The sequence below is a fragment of the Sphingosinicella sp. LHD-64 genome, assembly GCF_031157375.1.
In the GTDB taxonomy this organism is placed as follows: Bacteria; Pseudomonadota; Alphaproteobacteria; order Sphingomonadales; family Sphingomonadaceae; genus Allosphingosinicella.
This window is the reverse complement of record NZ_JAVIFV010000003.1, coordinates 844,024-863,025: the sequence shown is the minus strand read 5'-3', so window position 1 is coordinate 863,025 and position 19,002 is coordinate 844,024. Positions and strand designations below refer to the sequence as shown.

Below are 19,002 nucleotides of genomic sequence, written 5' to 3'. Positions count from 1 at the left end.
CGGGAGACCCTTCGGTTCATCGCTATAAATGCACGGTTCATCGGTGGGCTGAGATATAAGGCACTGCGCGATGGAGTCGCGCGTTCGGGGAGGGGAGGACGCATATCATGTCCGACAGTGTGCACGGCAACCGTACAACGATCCTGATCGCAGTGCTGATCCTCGCTGTCGGCATCATTGCCGGTGGCTATCTGCTGGGCGACGGCCTCAAGCGCGCGCGGACGGCGGACCGCGCGGTGACCATGCGCGGCCTTGCCGAACGTGACGTCACCGCCGATCTTGCCACCTGGACGATCAACTTCTCGGCGCAGGGCAGCGATCTCGGCCCGGTCCAGGCGAAGATCGAGCAGGACACGCAGACGATCCGCAACTTCTTCCGCGCGGCGGGTTTCCCGGCCGAGGCGGTGAGCGACGGCGGCGGATCGGTGAGCTCCTATTACGACAACAATCGCGCGGCGAACGTCGTGACGATCAACCGCCGCCTGCAGTTTCGCAGCACCGACGTTGGCCGGGCGCGGCGCACCTATGCCCGCCAGTTCGACCTGATCCGCGGCGGCGTCGCGCTGCAGGAAGGCTCGAACATGGTCTACAGCTTCACCCGCCTCAACGACGTGAAGCCCGACATGATCGCCCAGTCGGTGCGCGACGCCCGGGCCGGCGCCGAGCGGTTCGCGCGGGATTCGGGGGCCGAGGTCGGCGCGATCCGCTCCGCCACCCAGGGCTATTTCTCGATCACCGCGCGCGACGGCGCTGGCGCCGGCGAGGAAGGCGGCGGCAATGCCAGCGACTCGCCTGACCAGAAGGCCAGGGTCGTCACCACGATCGAATTCTACCTCAACTGAGACTGAGGCGTCGGCGCGGGCTGGGGCGCTGGCCGAGCGGGTTGCGGCGCGGGCGGCTGGGCCGGCGCCGCGGCCGGCGTCTCGGTCTCGCGCGCGGTCGCGAGGCTCGCCTGCGCGGCGCGGCCGGCGTCGGTATTGGGCGCCCCCTCGGCGACACGGCGATAGAGCCGCTCGGCCTCGGCCATGTCGCCGCCCTCGCCGGCGAGCGTGCCGGCGAGCAGCATGATGTCGGGATTGTCGGGTGCGAGCTCGCGCGCACGGGCGATGTCGGTGCGGGCGCGCGCCGCGTCGCCCTGCCGCCGGGCGAGGGCGGCGGAGAGATACCAGGCGAAAGGATCTTCCGGCACCAGCCGCAGCCCTTCGTTGAGATCGTCGCGCGCGCCGGCGGGATTGTTGAGCGCGACGAGGGCGCGGGCGCGGTCGAGATGGACCTCGCCCTTCAGCGCGTTGCTGAGGCCGGGCGCGGCGAGCGCCTCGTCGAAGGCCTGGACCGCACGGGTCGGCTCCCCGCCGGCGAGCCAGGCATTGCCGGACTGCACCCAGAAGTCGCCGCGCCGGACGTCGCCGGCCGCCTGGGCGTCGCGAGCCGCCTGCTCGAAGGCGGTGGCGGCCGGCGCCCAGCGCTCGAGCGCGACATAAGCGAGGCCGAGGCACTGGCGGGCGTAGATGCCGCCACCGTCGACGCGCCAGGCGCTGGCGACCTCGACCGCGCGCTCGGGATCGGAGCGGACGAGGTCGGTGCAGGCGGCAAAGCGCGCGACGATCTCGTCGGGCACGCGCGGCGGCGTGACGCCGTCGGTGGTCGGCGGCGCCGGATCGGGCGAGGAGGGCATGGCCGGCGCCTGCGCGGCGGCAATGGCAAGAAGGGCAAGGATCACAGGCGCTCCAGCAGCGTCTTCACCGTCGCGATGAGGAGGGCGATGTCCGACTCGCGCGACAGGCGGTGGTCGCCGTCCTTGATCAGAGTCACCTGCACGTCGGCTGAACGCGCCAGCCGAGCGATCTCCGGCGACCAGGTCCAGGGGACGTCCTTGTCCGCCTGGCCGTGGAGCAGGCGGATCGGACAGTCGATGGCGAGCGGGCTGTGCATGAGGCGGAGCGCCTCGCCGCTCTCCCAGAAGGCCCGGGACGTGACATAGGGCTGGTCGCCACAGGGCGTCTCCTCGATCAGCCGGCCTTCGTGCAGGATCGCCATCTTCTGCTCGACCGTGAAGCCCCAGTCGGTGAAGTCCGGCGCCGCAGCGATGCCGATCAGTGCCTTCACCCGGTCCGGCCGCGCCAATGCCGCGAGCAGCATCAGCCAGCCGCCCATCGACGAACCGACCAGCACGACCGGACCTCGCACCATCTCATCGATCATCGCCAGCACGTCGTCGCGCCACCCACCCAGCGTCTGCGCCTCGAAATCGCCGGGGCTCTCGCCGCAACCGCTATAGTCGAAGCGGAGCATGGCGCGCCCCTCGGCCTCGGCCCACGCGTCGAGCGCCAGCGCCTTGGTCCCTGCCATGTCGGACATGTAGCCGGGCAGGAAGACGATCGTCGGCCCGTGATCAGGTCGATGATGGTGCGCGAGTCGCAGCGCGGCGCTGATGGACTGAGCGGAGAAATCGGTCATGCGGCGCGCCTAGCACGAAATAGCACGCAGGGCTTACCCCTGGAAGTTCGAGCATGAAACGAGCATAATATAGGCATGAGGTGCTCATTTCATGCTTGCGTCCTTTCTTGAAGACATTCGCGACGGCGACATGATCGCCCCCAAGCGCATGGCGGCGCGGCTGCGCGTGCCGCTGACCCAGTTGTCGCGGCTCGCCCATGTCAACCGCAACACACTGACCGCCAAGGCGGGCTCGCCCGCCGTGCAGGAGCGGCTCGGTGAGATCGCCCGGATCATCGCCAAGGCGGCTGAGCTGTCGGGCGACGAAGGGCGCGCGATCATCTGGTTCCGCCACCAGCCGATCCCCGGCTTCGGCAACAAGACCGCGGAGGAGATCGTCGAAGAGGGCCATGCCGAGGCGGTCCTCTGGCATCTCGAAGGGCTGGAAGCGGGCGTCTACGCCTGATGTTGGCGCGCGCACTGGTGCGAATAACGTTCAGAAGATTCCACCGGCGGTAGCGGTTAACTTCGACGCATGAGCTTCTATCCACTCGGTGCGCTCGAAGGGCGGTTCTGGCGGATGCTGTCGGTGCGCTGGCAGCGCGAGCCGCTCGGCAGTGGGTCGCGTCTGACGGGCGGGCGCTGGAATGCCAAGGGCAGTCGCGCGCTTTATCTCGCTAGCGACCATTCGGCCGCGATCCTGGAATTCCACCGTGCGTTCGTCCGGCCCGGCACACTGGCGACCTACGAAGTGAAGGCTGGGAAGATCGCCGACCTCACCGACTCGCTCAGCCTTCGGCGCGCCGCGATCGGGAATGAGGTGCTGATGTGCGACTGGCAGACGATCTTCGCCATCGAACGCCGCCGGCCGCCGAGCTGGGATCTCGCCGAAAGGTTGATCGCAGCGGGCGCGCAGGGTGCGCTTGTCCCGTCGGCACAGCATCAGGGCGGCGTCAATTTTGTACTCTGGCGCTGGACGGAGAAAGGCGACGCCGAAATTCGGTTGATCGATCCCGACGGTGATCTTCGCTAGCGCGGCGGAAGGGTCTGGCCCAAGGCACGGCCTGTCATTACATGCACCGGCGATGACGAAAGCATTCAAGATCAGCCTTCCCGACGGCTCGGTGCGCGAGGTCGCGCCGGGCAGCACGCCCGCGGATGTGGCGGCAGCAATCGGACCGGGGCTCGCCAAGGCGGCCCTGGCCGCGCGCGTCGACGGCGAACTGCGCGACATCGGCCGGCCGTTCGAGGGCGACGCGGAACTGGCGCTGGTGACGGCCCGCGACGAGGCGGATGCGCTGGAGCTGGCGCGGCACGATTATGCCCATGTCCTCGCCGAGGCGGTACAGGCGCTCTATCCCGGAACGCAGATCACCTTCGGTCCGGCGACCGAGGACGGCTTCTACTACGACTTTGCCCCGACCGCGGAGCGCGGCCCGTTCACCGAGGAGGACCTGCCGGTCATCGAGGAGGAGATGCGGCGCATCATCCGCGCCGACCAGCCGCTGCGTCGCGAGGTGTGGCGCCGCGAGGACCTGATCGCGCGCTGGAGGCAGGAAGGCGAGACGTTCAAGGCGGAGTGGGCGGCCGAGCTGCCCGACGGCGAGGAGCTGACGGTCTACTGGTCCGGCGACGGCTGGATGGACATGTGCCGCGGGCCGCATCTCGCGTCGACCGGCAAGCTCGATCCGCAAGCGTTCAAGCTGACGCGCGTGTCGGGCGCCTATTGGCGCGGCGACCAGAACAATCCGCAGCTCTCGCGCATCTACGGCACGGGCTGGCTGAACAGGAAGCAGCTCGAGGCGCACCTCCACCGGCTCGAGGAGGCGGCCAAGCGCGACCATCGCAAGCTGGGACAGGAGATGGACCTGTTCCACCTCCAGGCCGAAGCGCATGGCAGCGTCTTCTGGCACCCCAAGGGCTACATCATCTGGCGGCAGCTGGAGGCCTATATGCGCCGCCGCCTCGACGCGGCCGGCTATGTCGAGGTGAAGACGCCCCAGATCATGGACGCCAGGCAGTGGGAGCAGTCCGGCCACTGGGGCAAGTATCGCGAGAACATGTTCATCGTTCCGGACGAGATCCCGGGCACGGAGGAGGACGGCCCCGTCCTGTCGGGCACGGCCGACCTGATGGCGATCAAGCCGATGAACTGCCCCGCGCACGTCCTCATCTTCCGCCAGGGCATCAAGTCCTACCGCGACCTGCCGATCCGCATGGCCGAGTTTGGCTGCTGCCACCGCAACGAGCCACACGGCGCGCTGCACGGCATCCTGCGCGTGCGCCAGTTTACGCAGGATGACGCCCATATCTTCTGCCGCGAGGACCAGCTGGTCGAGGAGGTACGGCTGTTCTGCGACCTGCTCGACGTCGTCTACAAGGACCTGGGTTTCCCCAATTACGCGATCAAGCTGGCGCTTCGGCCCGATAAGCGTTTCGGCTCGGACGGGATGTGGGACTGGTCGGAACAGTCGCTGCGCGACGCGGTCGAGGCGACGGGCCGGGCGACCGAGGCATTCGGCTGGGCGGAGCTGCCCGGCGAAGGCGCCTTCTATGCGCCGAAGCTCGAATTCCACCTGACCGACGCGATCGGGCGGACCTGGCAGGTCGGCACGCTGCAGACCGACACGGTGCTGCCCGAGCGGCTCGACGCCTCCTACGTCGCCGAGGACGGGGCGCGGCACCGGCCGATCATGCTGCACCGGGCGATCCTGGGCAGCTTCGAACGGTTCATCGGCATCCTGATCGAGCATCATGCCGGCCGTTTCCCGCTCTGGCTGGCGCCGGTGCAGGCGGTGGTGGCGACGATCGTCTCCGACGCGGACGATTATGCGCGCGAGGTCGAGGAGACGCTGCGCGCCGCCGGCATCCGGATCGAGGCGGATCTTCGCAACGAGAAGATCAACTACAAGGTGCGCGAGCACAGCCTCGCCAAGGTCCCCTACCTGCTGGTTGTCGGCAAGCGCGAGGCGGAGGAGCGGACGGTGGCGCTGCGGCCGCTGGGCGCGGATGCCAGGCAGGAGGCGATCGGCCTCGACGCCTTGATCGGGCGCCTGACCGCCGAAGCCTTGCCGCCCGACCTTCGCGGCTGATCCGCCACAGGCGGGCACGAAAATCATCCCGGAGCGCTGCGCGTATCTTTCATTCGCCCGCGCGATTCACTAGGTAAGGCCGCCCATTGGCCTCAGGAGAGACTCACATACGTTCCCCCCAGATGCGGCGCCCGGCCGCCCCGCCGCTCAGCGGCCCCCGCTTCAACGAATTCATCAACGTGCCCAAGGTGCGCGTGATCGATGAGAATGGCGAGAATCTCGGCGTCATGCTGACCGCCGAGGCGATCGAGCAGGCCGCCGAAGTCGGCCTCGACCTGGTCGAAGTCTCGCCCAATGCCGATCCGCCGGTGTGCAAGTTCCTCGACGTCGGCAAATTCAAATACGAGGCCCAAAAGAAGGCGAACCTCGCCCGCAAGACCCAGAAGACGCAGGAGATCAAGGAGATCAAGATGCGTCCGAACATCGACGACCACGACTATGAGACGAAGATGAAGAAGATCTTCGAGTTCATCGGCGAGGGCGACAAGGTGAAGGTGACGCTGCGCTTCCGCGGCCGCGAGCTGGCCCATGGCGAGCTCGGCATGCAGCTCCTCCAGCGCGTTCAGGGCGACACCGGCGAGGTCGCCAAGGTCGAGCAGCATCCGCGCATGGAAGGCCGCCAGATGCTGATGGTGCTGGCACCCCGCTAGCCTCCTCCATCGTATCAAACACGTGTTCCCGTCACGCTGGTGACGGGACTCTCCGATTGTGCCCGATGTAAATAGAGAAGCGGAAGATCAGCTTTCCGTAACGGAAGGCCTTTTTTGCCCGTTTCATCTTGCAACCATTCTGTTGCCGATTTGCCATAAGCCCTCCCAAACCTACGGGAAACTGCGGTTTTTCCGCTGGCGGCACGACCGCATCCGGGTTAGCCCTTACCTTAACGGAAACCAGAACATATTTTGGGAGGGGTTGATGCCGAAGACCTTTTGGCTGCTGTCCGCCGGACTCACCGCGCTCGCGGCGCCCGCTTATGCGCAGGATCAGCCGCAGCCGGGCACCGCCACGACGACCACCGACGCCGCCACGACCGCGCAGGACGATACCGGCGCCGGCCAGAACGAGATCGTGATCACCGCCCAGGGCCGGCGCCAGCTGCTGCAGGACGTGCCGCTCGCGGTGCAGGCGGTCGGCGCGGAGCAGCTCCAGAATTCCGGCGCGACCGACATCCGCCAGCTCAACCAGCTCGCGCCCTCGCTGCTCGTCTCCTCGACCGGCACCGAAGCCAACGGCTCGGCGCGTATCCGCGGCATCGGCACGGTCGGCGACAATCCGGGCCTCGAAAGCTCGGTGGCGGTGTTCATCGACGGCGTCTATCGCTCACGCTCGGGCATCGGCCTCAACGAGCTCGGCGAGATCGAGCGGGTCGAGGTGCTGCGCGGCCCGCAGGGCACCTTGTTCGGCCGCAATGCGTCCGCCGGCCTCATCCATGTCATCACCCGCCGGCCCGAGTTCGAGTTCGGCGGCATGGCCGAGCTCACCTACGGCAACTACAATTATGTCCGCGCCCAGGGCGCGGTCACCGGGCCGATCAGCGAGGCACTCGCCTTCCGCCTCGACGCCGTCTACGCGCGGCGCGACGGCTTCTACGACGTCGTCAACGCGTCGGGCGGCACCGAGGACGAGGTCAACGACCGCAACCGCCTGTTCGTCCGCGGCCAGCTGCTGTTCGAGCCCAGCGACGCGCTCTCGATCCGGATCATCGGCGACTATACGACCCGCGAGGAATCCTGCTGCGGCGCCGTCTACACCCAGCTGCGCGAGACGTTCGATCCGACGCCGGGCGTGCCGGGCGACTTCTCGGTGGCGGCCAGCAACCGCATCGTCGGCGTCCTGCAGAGCCTCGGCGGCATCTTCCCGTCGGCCGGCGATCCCTACAACCGCGAGATCGCGATCACGCCGGGCACGTCCTACGAGGGCAAGACCGAGGAGTGGGGCGTTTCGGGCCAGATCGACTGGGATATCGGCGGCGCGACGCTCACCTCGATCACCGCCTATCGCGACTATCGCTCCGAGCAGCCGGGCGACGTCGACTACAACAATGTCGATATCCTGCGCCGCAACGACGACGGCAATGCCTTCCGCCAGTTCCAGACCTTCAGCCAGGAGCTGAGGCTCCAGGGCTCGGCCTTCAACGGCTTCCTCGACTGGCTGGTCGGCGGCTATTTCGCCAGCGAGAATCTCGATCTCAGCGACAATCTGAGCTTCGGCAGCCAGTATGGCGCCTTCGCCGCCTGTCGTCTGGTCGCGACGGTCAATCCCACCGCCGCGTTGCGCAATCCAGCGCTTCCGGGCTGCCTGTCACCGGCCGGCCGGGCAGCGCTCTCCGCGCAGCTGGGCGCCGCGGCGCCGATCATCCTAGCCGGCATCGATCGCCTCAGCACGGTCAACAATGTCGGCGACAACACCGCCAACTATTTCCAGGACAGCACGAACTGGGCGATCTTCACCCACAACATCTTCAACATCACCGACGAGCTCAGCATCACGCTGGGCCTCAGGTACACCAGCGAGAAGAAGGATTTCTCGGCCAACTTCAACAACACCAACACGATCTGCCCGGTCCAGCAGGCCTTCTTCGCGCCGTTCATCACCGGCGGCGCGGCGGCGCTCCCGCCTGCGTTGCAGTCGCTCGCCCAGGGCATCGTCAACCTGACCTGCCAGGGCAATTCGTCCGCCTCGCTCAATGCGCTCAACCTCGAGGACGAGCGCGACGAGGACGAATGGACCGGCACCGCCGTCCTCTCCTACCGGCCCAACAACCGGCTGCTGGTCTACGGCAGCTATTCGCGCGGCTACAAGGCGGGCGGCTTCAACCTCGATCGATCGGCGCTCGGCCTGCCGATCTTCTCGCCGACCGATCCGCGCAACATCGGCGGCCGCGGCGCCCCGTTCGGCACGTTGAACCTGCAGTTCGATCCCGAGATCGTCGACGCCTACGAGGTCGGCTTCAAGTGGACGAACCGCAATTTCACACTGAACTTCGCCGCCTTCCACCAGGAGTTCACCAACTTCCAGCTGAACACGTTCAACGGCTCGGTCTTCCTCGTCCAGAACATCAACGGCTGCGGTGCCGACCTGGGCTCGACCGATTCCGACCAGAGCCCGACGTCCGGCGCCTGCGGTGTGGACGACGTGGAAGCGGGCGTGCTCTCGACCGGCTTCGAGGTCGAGGCGGCGCTCTATCCGCACCGCGATATCACCATCACCGCCGGCTTCACCTATGCCAACACCCGCTACCGCGACAATCTGGTCGGCCGCGACACGGGCACGCCGCTCGATCCGGCACTGTTCCTGCTGCCGGGCGACAATCTGTCCAATGCGCCGGAATATGTCGTCACGACCTCCTTCGCGTGGACCCCGGAGATCGGCAGCTCGGGCCTGTCCGCCCTGGTCTATGCCGATGCCCGCCTCACCGGCGACTACAATACCGGCTCCGACCTGTTTCCCGAGAAGGAGCAGGACGGCTATGCGATCGTGAACGCCCGTCTCGGCATTCGCGGCCCTGCCCAGCGCTGGGCGATCGAGCTGTGGGCGCAGAACCTGTTCGACGTCGACTATCAGCAGGTCGCGTTCAGCACGCCGTTCCAGGGCAGCGGCCCGAACAACAATACGGTGGCGCAGGTCCAGCAGTTCGGCGCGCCGACCAGCGCGTTCGCCAATCAGTTCACCTCAGCCTTCCTGGCCGAGCCGCGCACCTTCGGCATCACCGGACGGTTCCGCTTCTAAAGGCGCCGCCGGACCCGGGTCCGATCAAGGGGGAGGAGGGGCTCTCGCCGATGGCGGGAGCCCTTCTTTCGTTCAGGCGGCCCGCCGTTTGGCCGGCGTCGGCGTCTCGGAAGCGGCCTTCAGCAACCGCGTTTCCAGCGCCTTCAGCTTGGCGGGGCCGGTGATCTTCCCGCCGCCCCGCCTGGCGAGATAGAAGACGTCGACGGCGCGCTCGCCATAGGTGGCGATATGGGCGCTGTGGATGGTCGCCTTCGCCTCGAAGATCGCGCGGGCGAGCTCCGACAGCAAGGCGGCACGGTCGCGCGCGTTGACCTCGACCACCGTGTGGCGGCTCGACGCCTCGTTGTCGATGAACACCGCGGGATGGATCGCGAACGCCTCGGCGCGGCGGAGCGGCAGCGCCCGGGCGGCGAGGCGGGAGGTGTCGGGCTCCTGCCCCTCCACCGCCTCCAGCACCGCTTTCTCCAGCCGCCTGAGCTGGTGGCGATCGGCGATCGGGCCGCGGTTCAGGTCCTGGACGAGGATGTTGTCGAGCGCCATGCCGTCGGCGGTGGTGTGGATGCGCGCGTCGATGATGTTGCCGCCGACCAGGCTGATCGCGCCGGCGATCCGGTAGAACAGGCCCGGCTCGTCCTTCGCGTAAACGCTGACCAGGGTCGCGCCGCGCTCTGGCTGGGCGACCGCCTCGAAGGGATGGCGCCCGGCGGGTCCCGCCTTGTCGGCGGCCGCGACGAAGCGGGCGTTGCGTTCGATCACCTCGATCGGCTCGGCGAGCCAGTAGCTGTCCGCGAGCCGTGCGGCATAGGCGGTGCGCTGCGCCGCATCCCAGCCCATTCCCTCGGCGAGCACCTGCTGCACCTCTTCGACCTTGAGCAAGCGGCCCTGGCCCTTGTGGCCGAGCCGCAGCACCTCCTCGGCGGCGGCGAACAGGGTTCGAAGCAGCTGCGCCTTCCAGTCGTTCCAGGTGCCTGGTCCGACCGCGCGGATGTCGACGACGGTGAGGATGAGCAGGAGGCGCATCCGCTCCAGGCTCTTCACCTGGTCGGCAAAATCCTGGATCGTCTTGGGATCGGAGAGGTCGCGCTTCTGCGCCGTCGCCGACATGAGCAGGTGGTAGCGGACCAGCCAGGCGACGGTCTCGGTCTCGGCGGCCGTCAGGCCGAGCCGCGGGCAGAGCGCTTCCGCCACCTTCTCGCCGAGCACGCTGTGATCGCCGCCGCGGCCCTTGGCGATGTCATGGAGCAGCACCGCGACATAGAGGACGCGGCGCGAGGAAATGTGCCGGAACAGGTTGGTCGAGAGCGGGTGATCGGCCTTGAGGTCGCCCTTCTCGATCCGGGCCAGCAGGCCGATCGCGCGGATCGTGTGCTCGTCCACCGTATAATGGTGGTACATGTCGAACTGCATCTGCGCGACGACGCGGCCGAAATCGGGCACGAAGCGGCCGAACACCTCCGCCTCGTTCATCCAGCGCAGCACCGTCTCCGGGTCGCGCGGAGAGGTCAGAACGTCGAGGAAATAGGCATTGGCACGTGGATCGGCGCGGACCTTCCCGTCGATCAGCTTGGCGTGGCTGGCGGCGGCGCGCATCGCCATCGGGTGGATTTCGAGGCCGTGGGCGTCGGCGAGCGCGAACATCTGGAGGAGCCGCACCGGGTCCTCGGCGAAGAAGTCCGGACGCGGAACGGCAAGCCGGCCGCGCTCCAGCGCGAAGCCTTCGAGCTTGCTTGGCCGGCGCCGCAGCATCGGAAGCAGGAAGCGGCTGCCGCGCGTCGCGAACTTCTCGTCGAGATGGGCGAGGAACACGCCGGTCAGGTCGCCCACGGTGCGCGCGTGCAGGAAATAATGATGCATGAAGCGCTCGACCGAGGATTTGCCCGGCCGGTCGGCATAGTTCATTCGCTCGGCGATGGTGCGCTGATAGTCGAAGGTGAGCCGCTCCTCGGCCCGCCCGGCGAGCAGATGGAGGTGGCAGCGCACCGCCCAGAGGAAGCGCTCGGCGCGCTGGAAGCGGCGCAGTTCCGCCTGGGTCAGGAGGCCGATATCGACGAGCTCGGCGACCGCGCCGACCTTGTAGACATATTTGCCGATCCAGAAGAGCGTGTGGAGGTCGCGCAGGCCCCCCTTGCCCTCCTTGACGTTGGGCTCGACCAGATAACGGCTGTCGCCCATCCGATGATGGCGCTGCTCGCGCTCGGCGAGCTTCTCCTTGATGAAGGCGCGCGCTGTTCCGGCGACGACCTTCTTCCAGAACCGCGCCGAAGCCTCGTCGTAGAGCGTCTCGTCGCCCCAGAGATAGCGTGCCTCGAGCAGGGCCGTCCGCGCCGTCTGGTCGCTCTGGGCGACGCTGATCTGCTCGTCGATGCTGCGTGTCGACTGGCCGACCTTCAACCCCAGATCCCAGAGCAGATAGAGGATCGATTCGATGACCGTCTCGGTCCACTGGTTCTGCTTCCAGGGCGTGACGAAGCCGATGTCGACATCCGAGCAGGGCGCCATCTCGCCGCGCCCGTAGCCGCCGACCGCGATCAGCAGCAGCCGTTCCGACGTCGTCGGGTTGGCGCGCGGATGCTCGTGCCCGGTGACATGGTCGTAGACCAGGCGCAGGATCTGGTCGGTGAGAAAGGCATAGGCCGAGGCGGCCTCGGTGCCGGCATAGGGCTTCTCGGCAAGGCGGCGGGCGATCTCGGCGCGGCCTTGCGCGAGCGCGTCCTTGAGGATCGCCGTCGCTTCGGCGCGATCGACCCCCGCCAGCCGTTCGGCGAGGGCGGCCCGGTCGACGATCTCGCGCCGGGCGGGGATCGAGGCGAAGCGGGCGGCCATCAGCTGTCCGCGATCTGGAGGCGCTTCAGCCGATAGACAAGATCGAGAGCTTCGCGCGGGGTGAGGCTGTCGGGCTCGACGCCGGCCAGCGCGGCGTGGAGCGGATCGGGCGCCTTCTCCTCCGGGATCGCGGCGGCGAAGAGCGGCAAATCGTCGAGCCCCGCGGCAATGCCGCCGGTCGCGGCGCGGCCTTCCTCGAGCTTGGCCAGCACCGACTTGGCGCGGGCGAGGACGGGCGGCGGCAGGCCGGCGAGCTTGGCGACGGCGATGCCGTAGCTGCGGTCGGCCGGGCCGTCGGCGACCTCGTGGAGAAGGACGAGATCGCCCTTCCACTCGCGCGCGCGGACATGGTGCAGCGAAAGGGCATCGAGCCGTTCGGCGAGGCGGGTGAGCTCGTGATAGTGGGTGGCGAAGAGGCAGCGGCATTTCGCCGCGTCGTGGACCGCCTCGACCACCGCCCAGGCGATGGCGAGGCCGTCATAGGTCGAGGTGCCGCGGCCGACCTCGTCGAGGATCACGAAGCTGCGGTCCGTCGCTTGGGCGAGGATCGCGGCGGTTTCGACCATCTCGACCATGAAGGTCGATCGGCCGCGCGCGAGATTGTCCGACGCGCCGACCCGGCTGAACAGCCGGTCGACGAGGCCGAGCTTCGCCCGCGCGGCGGGGACGTAGCTGCCCGCCTGGGCAAGGATCGCGATCAGCGCATTCTGGCGCAGGAAGGTCGATTTGCCGCCCATGTTCGGGCCGGTGACCAGCCAGAGGCGCGACGCCTCGCCGAGCCGGAGGTCGTTGGCGACGAAGCGGACGCCGCTGGCGCGGAGCGCCTCCTCGACCACGGGATGGCGGCCGGCCTCGACCTCGAAGCAGTTCGCTTCGTCGAACTGCGGGCGGCACCAGCCGCCCTCGGCGGCGCGGTCTGCCAGAGCGGCGGCGACGTCGAGCCGGGCCAAAGCGTCGGCCGCGGCGGCGATCGGCTCGGCGCGCTTCAAGGCGGACTCGGTCAGGTCCTCCAGGTGTGCCGCCTCGGCGGCAAGCGCATGGGCGCCGGCCTGACCGACCCGCAGCGCCTGCTCGTGGAGGTCGGGCGCGTTGAACCGCACCACGCCGGCCAGCGTCTGGCGATGGGTGAAGCCGGAGTCGGCCGCCATCAGCCTGTCGGCATTCCTGGCCGGCACCTCGATATGGTAGCCGAGCACATTGTTGTGCCGGATCTTGAGGGACTGGATGCCGGTCTGGCTCCGGTAGCGGGCTTCGAGCGCGGCGATCGCGCGGCGCCCCTCGCCGCCGGTGGCGCGCAGCGCGTCGAGCGCGGCATCATAGCCCTCGGCGATATAGCCGCCCTGCGCGGCATCGATTGGCGGCGATGGCACCAGCGCGCGGGACAGCAGGTCGACCAGCGCGCCATGGCCAGTGAGATGGGGGAGGAGCTCGGCCAGCAGCGGAGTCGGCTCGGCGGCGTGGGCGAGGCGCTCGTGCAGGCGCCGAGCGTCGCCGAGGCCGTCGCGCAGCTGCCCGAGGTCGCGCGGGCTCCCGCGCCCGGCGACGAGGCGGCCGAGCGCGCGGCCGATGTCGGGAAGCGCGCGCAGCTGGCGCCGGAGCCAGTCGCGCGTGGCGGAGTCGCGCTCGAAGGACGAGACCAGGTCGAGCCGGGCCTCGATCGTCCCGCGATCGAGCAGGGGCGCCGAAAGGTCGGCGGCGAGCAGGCGGGCGCCGGCGCCGGTAACGGTGCGGTCGACCGCGGCGAGCAGGCTGCCCGCGCGGCTCCCCGACGCGGACTGGATCAGTTCCAGGCTTTCGCGGGTCGCCGCGTCGATCGCCATATGATCGCTGAGGCGCACCGCGACCGGCGGGCGCAGGAAGGGCAGCGACTCGCGTGCGACCTCGTCGAGATAGGCGAGCAGGCCGCCGGCCGCGCTCAGCGCGGCGCGATCGAAGCTGCCGAAGCCGTCCAGGGTCGCAACCCCGAACCGGTCCTTCAGCCGCTTTTCGGCCGCGAGGCTGTCGAAGCCGGCGCGGCGGGCGTGCGCTTGCTGCAGCGGTTCCGGCGAGATGATCTCGGTGGCGGCGAGCCGGGCGAGCTCCGCATCGAGCGCGGCGGCGGGGATCGAGGTCAGCTCGAACCGGCCGGTCGAGATGTCGGCGGCCGCGATGCCGTAGCGTTCACCCGCCTTCGCCACCGCGGCGAGCCAGTTGGCGGCACGGGAATCGAGCAGGGTCTCCTCGGTCAGCGTGCCGGCGGTGACGACGCGCACGATCGCGCGGTTGACCACCGCCTTGCTGCCCCGCTTCTTGGCTTCGGCCGGGCTTTCGGTCTGCTCGGCGATGGCGACGCGGTGGCCGGCGCGGATCAGGCGCGCGAGATAGGATTCGGCGGCATGGATAGGGACGCCGCACATCGGAATCGGCTGCCCGTCATGCTCGCCGCGCGTGGTGAGCGCGATGTCGAGATCGGCCGCCGCCACCTTGGCATCGTCGAAGAACAGTTCGAAGAAGTCGCCCATCCGGTAGAACAGCAGGCAACCCTCGGCCTCCGCCTTGAGCGCGAGATACTGCGCCATCATCGGGGTTGCGGCGTTCGCGCCTTCTGCTTTCGCCCGGGTGGCCATGGCCGATGGATAGAGGGTCGCGCGGCGTTTCGGAACCGGCTTTTCGGAAGGTCGACCGCCTAGGTCCCAGGCTGGATGTAGGGAAAGCGGGCAAACAGCTCGCGCTGCCAGCGGCGGGGGTCGTTCTCCGTGCGCGGGGACGCATCGAAGATGCGGGTCGCGCGCTCGGGCAGGGTGTAGGGCCTCCAGCCGGGATCGCCGGTGCGGGCGAAGGCGAGGAAGGCGCCCATCACCGCGGCGCTGACCGCGCGGGACCCGGCGCCCGTACCGGTGATCGCGCCCGGCGCGTCGAGCGTGCCGAAGACGAGTGGAATATCGAGCATGTGCGCCGCGCCGCGCCACGGCTCGACCGGCGAGGCGAAGTCGAGCTGGTAGACATAACCGGGAACGCCGGCGCGTGCCCGTTCCTCCGCCTCGATCACCTGGCCGCGCCAGCTGCGGCCGGCGGTCGTAGCGGCGAAGAAGACCTGTTCCGGCCTATGCTCCGGAAACATGCGGCGATATTCGGCCACCACCCATTCGGGATGGGCGTCGATCCTGAGCTCGGGCGCCATTCGCTCCGCGAGATTGGTCCAGTCGAGCCCGACGATCTTCGGATGATCGGGCCCGTAGAAGCCGCGCGTCTCGTCCCGTGTGTTGCCGAGCATCATCGGGATCGCGTTCGACTGCGGATTGGCGTCCGGCCAGAAGGGATGGCGGGTCAGCCATTTCATGTCGAGCACCGGGCCGAAATAGACGCCGCCGCCGAGGATCGGATCGGTCGCCTCGAGGCCTTCGACAAGTCGTTCGGCGGGCAGGGCCAGCAGCGCATCGACGGATTCGACGCGGAGCCGGGCCATGTAGGCGCGCGCGCGTCGCGTCGCGTTGAGCGGGCCGGAGGCGGTGACCTGCTGCCCGCTCATCGTCGCGGCGCGGTGGAAGAGGCCGGCGGCCGCGGGCGTGCCCATCAGGGTGGCGATCTTGGCGCCGCCGCCGGACTGGCCGAAGACCATCACCTTGCCCGGATCGCCGCCGAACGCCGCGATATTGTCGCGGATCCAGCGGAGGGCGAGGATGAGGTCGAGCTGGCCGGCATTGCCGCTGTCGGGAAAGCGGGGATCGAGCCGGGCAAGATAGAGATAGCCGAACGCGTTGAGCCGGTGCCCGACCGTCACCACGACGACGTCGCCATGCGCCGCGAGATGGCGGCCGTCCAGGAGCGGGCTGTTCGCCGTGCCCGAGGAATAGGCGCCGCCGTGGAAATAGACCATGACCGGCCGGCGTGCCCGGGCATTGGCCTCGGGCGTCCAGATATTGAGATAGAGGCAGTCCTCACTCTTGCTCAGGTCGCCGAGACCCGTCTGCGGGCAGGACGGGCCATAGCTCCGCGCATCGATGACGTCCCGCGATGGTGTCGGCGCCACAGGCGACTGAAAGCGCTCGGCGCTGCCGTAGCGGATGCCGCGAAAGACCGAGAGGCCGCCCTCGGTGAAGCCGCGGACCTGGCCGAGACTCGTCTTAGCTTGGGGGCGGTCCGAAGCCGCAAAAACCGGCGCGGCGGCGAGACCGGCGACCGCTCCGAGGAAGGTCCGCCGGCCGATCATCTCAGCGGCGGACGTCGCGCTCGCCGGCGAGGAAGGCGGCAATGTCACGCGGCCCGAACAGGCTGGCGTCGCCGGGCAGCGAGTGCTTGAGGCAGGTGAGCGCGAGGCCGGAATGGACGGTGCCGTCGAGATCGAGCCCGCTCAGCCGGCCGTGCAGCACGCCCGCGGCGAAGGCGTCGCCGGCGCCGATCCGGTCGATGATCCCGGCGACCAGCACCTCCTCGGTCTGCACTGCGCCCTCGGGGCTGTCGATGCGCGCCGAGATGCGGTGCGAATCGGCATCGACGATGTGGCGCGCGGTCGAGGCGATCAGCGCGAGGTTCGGAAAGGCGGCGAAGGCGGCCTCGGATGCCTCGCGCCGACGGTCCTCGCCATCGCCGCTGAACTGCGCCCCGAGCAGCAGCGAGATGTCGCGGTGGTTGCCGAACAGGATGTCGGCCTGGCCGACCAGCCGCGACAGGATCGTCTTGGGATCGCTGTCCCAACGGTTCCAGAGTTGTGCCCGGTAATTGCCGTCGAACGAGACCGAGATGCCCTTGGCCTTGGCGACTTCGGCGGCCGCGGCCGCCGTCTCGGCCGATCGGGGTCCCAGCGCGGGGGTGATGCCCGACAGGTGAAGCAGGCTGGCGCCATCCAACAGCGCGTCCCAGTCGAAATCCTCGGGGCCGGCGAGCGCGAACGCGCTGCCCTCGCGATCGTATACAATGTCGGAGGCGCGCAGGCCTGCGCCCGGCGACAGGAAATAGAGGCCCATCCGTCCCGCTGCGGTGGCGACATGCCGGGCATCGACGCCATAGCGGCGCAGATGGCCCGCCGCGGCATCGCCCAGTGCGCTGTCGGGCACGCGGCTCACCATCGCAGCGTCATGCCAAAGCCGGGCGAGGCCGATCGCGACATTGGCCTCGGCGCCGCCGACATGGACGTCGAGCCGACCGCTCTGCAGCAGCAGCTCGCGGCCCGGCGCGGTCAGGCGCAGCAGCAGCTCGCCGAAGCAGACAACGCGTCCGGTCATCGCGCCAGCCAGCCGCCGTCGACGGCGAGGACGTGGCCCTGGACATAGTCCGAGGCCGCCGAGGCGAGGAAGACTGCCGCGCCGCCAAGATCGGACGGCTGTCCCCAGCGAGCGGCCGGGATGCGCTCCAGGATCTGGCGGTTGCGGGCCTCGTCCGCCTGGAGGGCGGCGGTGTTGCTGGTGGCGATATAGCCGGGGGCGATGGCGTTCACGTTCACCCCTTTGCCCGCCCATTCGTTGGCAAGCAACTTGGTGAGGCCGGCAAGGCCCGATTTGGAGGCCGTGTAGCTCGACACGCGGATGCCGCCCTGGAAGCTCAGCATCGAGGCGATGTTGATGATCTTGCCGCGGTCCTCGGTCTGCTCGTGGCTTGCGATCATGTGCCGCCCCGCCGCCTGGCACAGGAAGAAAGCGCTCTTGAGGTTGGTGTCGACGACCGCGTCCCAATCTTCCTCGGTGAAGTCGACCGCGTCGGCGCGGCGGATGATGCCGGCATTGTTGACGAGAATGTCGAGGCGGCCGAGCTGGCCCAGTGTCTCGTCGACGACCTGCTGGACGGGCCCGATCGTGGACAGGTCGGCGGCGATCAGCACGGCGCGGCGACCAGCGGCGCGCACTTTCTCGGCGGTCTCGTCCGCGCTCGATCGGCCGACCAGCGCGATGTCGGCCCCGGCCCCGGCGAGCGCGACGGCGATGCCCTGGCCGATGCCGGTATTGGCGCCGGTGACGATCGCCACCTTGCCGCCGAGGTCGAAGGGATTGGTCATGTCTGTCTACCTTCGTCATTCCAGCGAAAGCTGGAATCCCATTTCTTGTCTCGCGCCCCAAAAAAGAAGGGAGACGGCTAGGCCAGCTGGCAGATGTCCAGCACGTTCATGTCGGTATAGTCCTGGTTCTCGCCGGCCATCGCCCAGATGAAGGCATAGGCCCTGGTGCCCGACCCCATGTGAATCGACCAGGGCGGCGAGATCACCGCCTCCTCGTTCTGGACGACGATATGGCGAGTCGCCTCGCCTTCGCCCATGAAGTGGAAGACGCGGTCCTTCGCGCTGTCGTCGAGCTCGAAATAGAAATAGATTTCGCTCCGCCGCTCGTGGATGTGCGGCGGCATCGTGTTCCAGACGCTGCCGGGCTTCAGCACGGTGAGGCCCATGACGAGCTGCGCCGAATCACACACGCCCGGGATGACGAGCTGGTAGATCGTCCGCTCGTTCGACTCTTCGAGGCTGCCGCGATCGAGCGCATTCGCGTCGGCGATGCCGAGCTTGCGGGTCCGGAAGGCCTGATGGGCCGGGCAGGAGGCGAGATAGAAGCGCGCGTCCAGGCCGGAGAAGCGCACATCCCTGGCGCCCATGGTGACGTAGAGGCAGTCCTTGCTGGCAAGCGTGAACGTCTCGCCGTCGACCGTCACCGTGCCTCCCGCCGCGCCGACATTGACGACCGCGAGCTCGCGCCGCTCGAGGAAGGGATGGCCAGCGGCCGAGGGCGGCTCGGTCTGGTCGGGAAGCCTCACCTCGCCCGCGCCCACCGCCACGCCGCCGATCACGAAGCGGTCGGCATGGGTGTAGTTGAGCACGCATTCGCCCTCGCGGAAGAGGCCGGCGATCAGGTAGCGGTCGCGTAGCTCCTCGTTGGAGACGCACTCCATCATGTCGGGATGGGTGGCGTAGTAGGTGCGTTCGAACATGGACCTCTCCGGGAATGGCGTATCTTGGTAACCG

14 protein-coding genes are annotated in these 19,002 nt (G+C 68.6%); 6 read left to right on the top strand and 8 right to left on the bottom strand.

The genetic code is table 11. The annotated features are described in order from the left end of the window. The first annotated feature begins 107 nt into the window (after positions 1-107). Positions 108-842 (top strand): SIMPL domain-containing protein, encoded by a 735-nt coding sequence (locus tag RCO27_RS12185; protein WP_309002942.1) that lies wholly within the window; start codon positions 108-110, stop codon positions 840-842. Here the strand turns inward: RCO27_RS12185 and RCO27_RS12180 are convergent. Both RCO27_RS12180 and RCO27_RS12175 read right to left on the bottom strand, forming a co-directional pair. After that, a complete protein-coding gene (locus RCO27_RS12180) occupies positions 830-1,720 on the bottom strand; it encodes a tetratricopeptide repeat protein (RefSeq protein WP_309002941.1) in 891 nt (296 codons plus the stop codon). The genes RCO27_RS12185 and RCO27_RS12180 overlap by 13 nt on opposite strands. Beyond that, the gene (locus tag RCO27_RS12175) at positions 1,717-2,457 is read right to left on the bottom strand and encodes an alpha/beta hydrolase (protein WP_309002940.1); all 741 of its coding nucleotides are present in this window, start codon (positions 2,455-2,457) and stop codon (positions 1,717-1,719) included. The genes RCO27_RS12180 and RCO27_RS12175 overlap by 4 nt, the downstream gene beginning before the upstream one ends. 130 nt (positions 2,458-2,587) lie before the next feature. Here RCO27_RS12175 and RCO27_RS12170 point away from each other — a divergent pair, with 130 nt between their 5' ends. From RCO27_RS12170 to RCO27_RS12150, 5 genes are all read left to right on the top strand, one after another. Further along, entirely contained in the window at positions 2,588-2,902 is a 315-nt protein-coding gene (locus RCO27_RS12170; protein ID WP_309002939.1) for an antitoxin Xre/MbcA/ParS toxin-binding domain-containing protein, read from the top strand. A 69-nt stretch (positions 2,903-2,971) separates the two neighbouring features. Further along, positions 2,972-3,469, top strand: a complete 498-nt coding sequence (locus RCO27_RS12165) for an RES domain-containing protein (RefSeq protein WP_309002938.1) — start codon at positions 2,972-2,974, stop codon at positions 3,467-3,469. A 52-nt stretch (positions 3,470-3,521) separates the two neighbouring features. Next, positions 3,522-5,528 carry a threonine--tRNA ligase gene (gene thrS, locus RCO27_RS12160; RefSeq protein ID WP_309002937.1) on the top strand — a complete coding sequence of 669 codons (2,007 nt, stop codon included), beginning with the start codon at positions 3,522-3,524 and terminating at the stop codon, positions 5,526-5,528. Between the two features lie 122 nt (positions 5,529-5,650). Beyond that, positions 5,651-6,178 carry a translation initiation factor IF-3 gene (gene infC / locus RCO27_RS12155; protein WP_309002936.1) on the top strand — a complete coding sequence of 176 codons (528 nt, stop codon included), beginning with the start codon at positions 5,651-5,653 and terminating at the stop codon, positions 6,176-6,178. 265 nt (positions 6,179-6,443) lie between these two features. Beyond that, complete coding sequence (locus RCO27_RS12150) at positions 6,444-9,257, top strand: TonB-dependent receptor domain-containing protein (RefSeq protein ID WP_309002935.1); 2,814 nt, start codon at positions 6,444-6,446, stop codon at positions 9,255-9,257. A gap of 72 nt (positions 9,258-9,329) precedes the next feature. Here the strand turns inward: RCO27_RS12150 and RCO27_RS12145 are convergent, their stop codons facing one another. The 6 genes from RCO27_RS12145 to kduI form a co-directional block, all read right to left on the bottom strand. Next, positions 9,330-12,080, bottom strand: coding sequence for a [protein-PII] uridylyltransferase (locus RCO27_RS12145; RefSeq protein WP_309002934.1), 2,751 nt, complete (start codon positions 12,078-12,080; stop codon positions 9,330-9,332). Then, on the bottom strand, positions 12,080-14,686 hold the full coding sequence (gene mutS / locus RCO27_RS12140; RefSeq protein ID WP_309002933.1) for a DNA mismatch repair protein MutS: 2,607 nt from the start codon (positions 14,684-14,686) through the stop codon (positions 12,080-12,082). The genes RCO27_RS12145 and mutS overlap by 1 nt, the downstream gene beginning before the upstream one ends. Before the next feature lie 59 nt (positions 14,687-14,745). Further along, complete coding sequence (locus RCO27_RS12135) at positions 14,746-16,269, bottom strand: carboxylesterase/lipase family protein (protein WP_309002932.1); 1,524 nt, start codon at positions 16,267-16,269, stop codon at positions 14,746-14,748. Between the two features lies 1 nt (position 16,270). Continuing rightward, positions 16,271-17,281 carry a sugar kinase gene (locus RCO27_RS12130; protein ID WP_309002931.1) on the bottom strand — a complete coding sequence of 337 codons (1,011 nt, stop codon included), beginning with the start codon at positions 17,279-17,281 and terminating at the stop codon, positions 16,271-16,273. Next, a complete protein-coding gene (kduD, locus tag RCO27_RS12125) occupies positions 17,278-18,048 on the bottom strand; it encodes a 2-dehydro-3-deoxy-D-gluconate 5-dehydrogenase KduD (RefSeq protein WP_309002930.1) in 771 nt (256 codons plus the stop codon). The genes RCO27_RS12130 and kduD overlap by 4 nt, the downstream gene beginning before the upstream one ends. 77 nt (positions 18,049-18,125) lie before the next feature. Continuing rightward, entirely contained in the window at positions 18,126-18,968 is an 843-nt protein-coding gene (kduI, locus tag RCO27_RS12120) for a 5-dehydro-4-deoxy-D-glucuronate isomerase (RefSeq protein WP_309002929.1), read from the bottom strand. Between the last annotated feature and the right edge of the window lie 34 nt (positions 18,969-19,002).

What these genes read in the sequence shown, in the direction of transcription:
- RCO27_RS12185 (WP_309002942.1), top strand. Translation starts at nt 108, where the DNA reads ATGTCCGACAGTGTGCACGGCAACCGTACAACGATCCTGATCGCAGTG.
- RCO27_RS12175 (WP_309002940.1), bottom strand. Translation starts at nt 2,457, where the DNA reads ATGACCGATTTCTCCGCTCAGTCCATCAGCGCCGCGCTGCGACTCGCG.
- RCO27_RS12170 (WP_309002939.1), top strand. Translation starts at nt 2,588, where the DNA reads ATGATCGCCCCCAAGCGCATGGCGGCGCGGCTGCGCGTGCCGCTGACC.
- RCO27_RS12165 (WP_309002938.1), top strand. Translation starts at nt 2,972, where the DNA reads ATGAGCTTCTATCCACTCGGTGCGCTCGAAGGGCGGTTCTGGCGGATG.
- thrS (WP_309002937.1), top strand. Translation starts at nt 3,522, where the DNA reads ATGACGAAAGCATTCAAGATCAGCCTTCCCGACGGCTCGGTGCGCGAG.
- infC (WP_309002936.1), top strand. Translation starts at nt 5,651, where the DNA reads ATGCGGCGCCCGGCCGCCCCGCCGCTCAGCGGCCCCCGCTTCAACGAA.
- RCO27_RS12150 (WP_309002935.1), top strand. Translation starts at nt 6,444, where the DNA reads ATGCCGAAGACCTTTTGGCTGCTGTCCGCCGGACTCACCGCGCTCGCG.
- RCO27_RS12145 (WP_309002934.1), bottom strand. Translation starts at nt 12,080, where the DNA reads ATGGCCGCCCGCTTCGCCTCGATCCCCGCCCGGCGCGAGATCGTCGAC.
- mutS (WP_309002933.1), bottom strand. Translation starts at nt 14,686, where the DNA reads ATGGCCACCCGGGCGAAAGCAGAAGGCGCGAACGCCGCAACCCCGATG.
- RCO27_RS12135 (WP_309002932.1), bottom strand. Translation starts at nt 16,269, where the DNA reads ATGATCGGCCGGCGGACCTTCCTCGGAGCGGTCGCCGGTCTCGCCGCC.
- RCO27_RS12130 (WP_309002931.1), bottom strand. Translation starts at nt 17,281, where the DNA reads ATGACCGGACGCGTTGTCTGCTTCGGCGAGCTGCTGCTGCGCCTGACC.
- kduD (WP_309002930.1), bottom strand. Translation starts at nt 18,048, where the DNA reads ATGACCAATCCCTTCGACCTCGGCGGCAAGGTGGCGATCGTCACCGGC.
- kduI (WP_309002929.1), bottom strand. Translation starts at nt 18,968, where the DNA reads ATGTTCGAACGCACCTACTACGCCACCCATCCCGACATGATGGAGTGC.